This is a genomic window from Dolichospermum lemmermannii CS-548 (genome assembly GCF_028330815.1).
Classification (GTDB): Bacteria; Cyanobacteriota; Cyanobacteriia; order Cyanobacteriales; family Nostocaceae; genus Dolichospermum; species Dolichospermum lemmermannii.
The window spans coordinates 1-3,298 of the sequence record NZ_JAQMTJ010000319.1 but is presented as its reverse complement, the minus strand read 5'-3'; the positions used below and the strand labels follow the sequence as shown (position 1 = coordinate 3,298).

The window sequence follows — 3,298 nt, the reverse complement described above, 5'->3', positions numbered from 1 at the left end:
GTTGCGCTTTTAAGAAGTGGCGTAGGTCACTATTTGTGGGTGCTGGCTCTTGATGCGGGACAAGATAAGCTACTAATTGTTTGTCACCTGCACTGTTTTCTCTGGCGATGACTACAGTTTCTCGCACTACTGGATGCTGTGTAAGCACTGCCTCAACCTCGCCCAACTCAATGCGGAAGCCCCGTATTTTTACTTGGTTATCAATGCGACTAAGATATTCAATATTGCCATCTGGTAAATAGCGGGCTAAGTCCCCAGTTTTGTAGAGGCGAGAACTGGGTTTGTTGCAAAAGGGGTTGGGAATAAATTTCGCTTCCGTTAAATCGGTTCGGTTGAGATATCCCCTCGCTAATCCCACACCAGCAATATGCAATTCTCCAGTAACACCGATGGGAACGGGTTGAAGGTAGCCATCGAGAATATAAATGTGTGTGTTCTGAACAGGCTTACCAATTGGTGTGTTTTTGTAGCTCTCGATTCGAGGATGAACAGAATACAGAGTAGCACAAACTGTAGCCTCAGTTGGTCCATACCCGTTAGTGATTAGTAATTCAGGAAGTTTTTCTACAATTTCTACTAACAACTGTTCATGAATTGGTTCTACTCCAACTAGCAATCTTTGCAAGAATAGCTTATTAGCTTCTAAGGGATTCAACCACTCAACCAACTCCTTGAGCATAAATGGAGGAATATATGCGCTGCGAATCTGGTTAGTACATAGCCATCCAAAAAATCCTTCGCTGTTCAGCTTTAAATAGTCTGAGGGAATCAATAATGACCCACCAGATAAGAGAGGCGTGAAGATTTCATAAACTGAAACATCAAAGTTAATAGAAGTCCATAAACTACATTTATCTCCAATAGAAATTGGCTTGCGGCTTTGAATGTCGTCTAAGAGATTCACTACACCTGTATGATTACAACAAACCCCTTTTGGTTTTCCTGTTGAGCCAGAGGTGTAGATAACATAGGCGAGATTGTCTGCTTTCACATCCTGGGCAAGATTCTCTTGACTGTGCTTGCTAATGTCTTTCCAATCTTTATCCAAGTACACCACTTGGGCTAAGTGTGCAGGTAACCCTTCAGCTAACTGGGACTGTGTGAGCAATACTGGCACAGTCGCATCTTTTAGTATGAAGGCAAGCCGCTCTTGAGGATAGGCAGGGTCGAGCGGAACATAAGCCCCTCCTGCTTTGAGAATGCCAAGAATGCCGATGACCATCTCTAGAGATGGCTCGACGCAAATCCCCACCAACACTTCTAGCCCTACACCCAGTGATCGCAGATAATGTGCCAACTGGTTAGCTCTTGCATTCAATTCCCGGTAAGTTAGTTGTTTGTCTTCAAACACTACTGCTATAGCATTGGGCGATCGCTCTACCTGTTCCTCAAACAACTGATGGATACACTTATCATGGGGATACTCAGTAGTGGTGTTGTTCCACTCAAAGAGCAACTGCTGGCGTTCGGTTTGAGTCAATAACGGCAATTCAGAAATTCGTTGTTCTGGATTAGCAACGATTCCCTCTAGTAATGTCTGCAAATGTTCTGCCATCCGCTCAATGGTAGTCGCATCAAACAGATCGCTATTGTATTCCCATTCCCCTATCAATCCAGAAGCAGTATTCTCCATTGATAGGGTCAAATCAAACTTGGTCGTTCCACTTTCCACTGAATACGAACTTACAGTTAAGTCAAGCAGATCCATTGAAGGCACCAGAGCGTCGTCGAGCGCGAACATCACCTGGAATAGGGGCGTGTGGCTTAAGGAACGCTCTGGTTGCAATGCCTCTACCAACTGCTCGAAGGGAAGGTCTTGATGAGTGTAAGCTTGCAGCGCTACTTCCCGGACTCTGCGGAGTAATTGCTCAAAAATAGGGTTGCCCGACAGATCGGTACGCAATGCTAAAGTATTGACAAAAAAGCCAATTAGCCCTTCGATTTCCTGTGGAGTGCGGTTAGCCACAGGCGTACCTATTACGATGTCATCGGAGCCTGTATAGCGATAAAGCAATGTCACAAACGCTGCATATAGCGTCATAAACAGGGTGACTCCTGTTCCCTTGCTCAACTCGGCAAGTGCTTCGCTCAACTCAAGAGAAAGTGCTATATATTGGTGTGTCCCCCGGAAAGTTTGAACAGCAGGTCTTAGTCGGTCTGTGGGTAATTCTAATAAAGTAGGAGCATCCTTTAGTTGTTGTTTCCAGTAGTTAAGCTGTGTTTCGAGTACCTCCCCAGTTAACCAATGGCGCTGCCAAACAGCAAAGTCAGCGTACTGTACGGGTAATTCCGGTAAAATTAGAGGTTTACCAGTACATTTGGCTTCGTAGAGCGCGGCTAACTCCCGGATGAACACGCCTATTGACCACCCATCAAAAATAATGTGGTGTACTATTAGTAAAAAAACGTACTCAGATGAGCCTAGCTGTAGCACCATCACTCGCACTAAAGGCTCTCGTTCTAAATCAAAAGGTTGCTGTGCCTCATTTGTGGCTAATCGTTGCGCCTCAACTTCTCGCTCATCAAACGGCAGATTTTGTAAGTCTACAAACAGCAGTTTCAATTCTAGAGTTGAGGCTATAACCTGAATGGGTTGACCTTCTATTGTTGTGAAGTTTGTGCGTAAGGCTTCATGACGACGGATGATTTCGTTGATGTTGCTTTCTAAAGCAGTGACATTGAGTTGACCGCTCAGACGTAAGGCGGTTGGGATATTGTAGAAGGCACTGTTTGGCTGTAATTGGTCAAGGAACCACAACCTTGCTTGTGCGAAGGATAATGGAATATTGCCTGAGTGTGGAATTGGTAATAGCGGTTGAACTGGTATGGATTGTCCGCTATTGAGCGAATTCTCAACTTGTTGAGCAAGGGAGGCTACTGTGGGGGTTTCAAACAGGCTGCGTAATGGTAATTCCACTGCTAAGGTGTTGCGTACCCTCGATATCACTTGAGTTGCTAGTAAGGAATGTCCACCGAGTTCAAAGAAATTATCGTCAATGCCCACTTGTTCAATTCCCAGAACACAACCCCAAATGTTAGCTAGCATTTCCTCAATCGGAGTGCGAGGAGCTACAAAAGTCGGTTCCAGTTCGGGTCTTAATTCAGGTTGGGGGAGGGCGCGACGGTCTACTTTGCCATTGGGTGTTAGTGGTAATGCCTCCAGCACAACAAAAGCACTAGGCATCATGTAGTCGGGCAGTTGCGCTTTTAAGAAGTGGCGTAGGTCACTATTTGTGGGTGCTGGCTCTTGATGCGGGACAAGATAAGCTACTAATTGTTTGTCACCTGCACTGTTTTC

General features: G+C 45.3%; 1 protein-coding gene. It reads right to left on the bottom strand.

What is annotated here, in order from left to right:
* Positions 1-3,298 (bottom strand): amino acid adenylation domain-containing protein (locus PN450_RS22860; protein WP_271837651.1); only part of this gene is annotated, 3,298 nt, incomplete at both ends.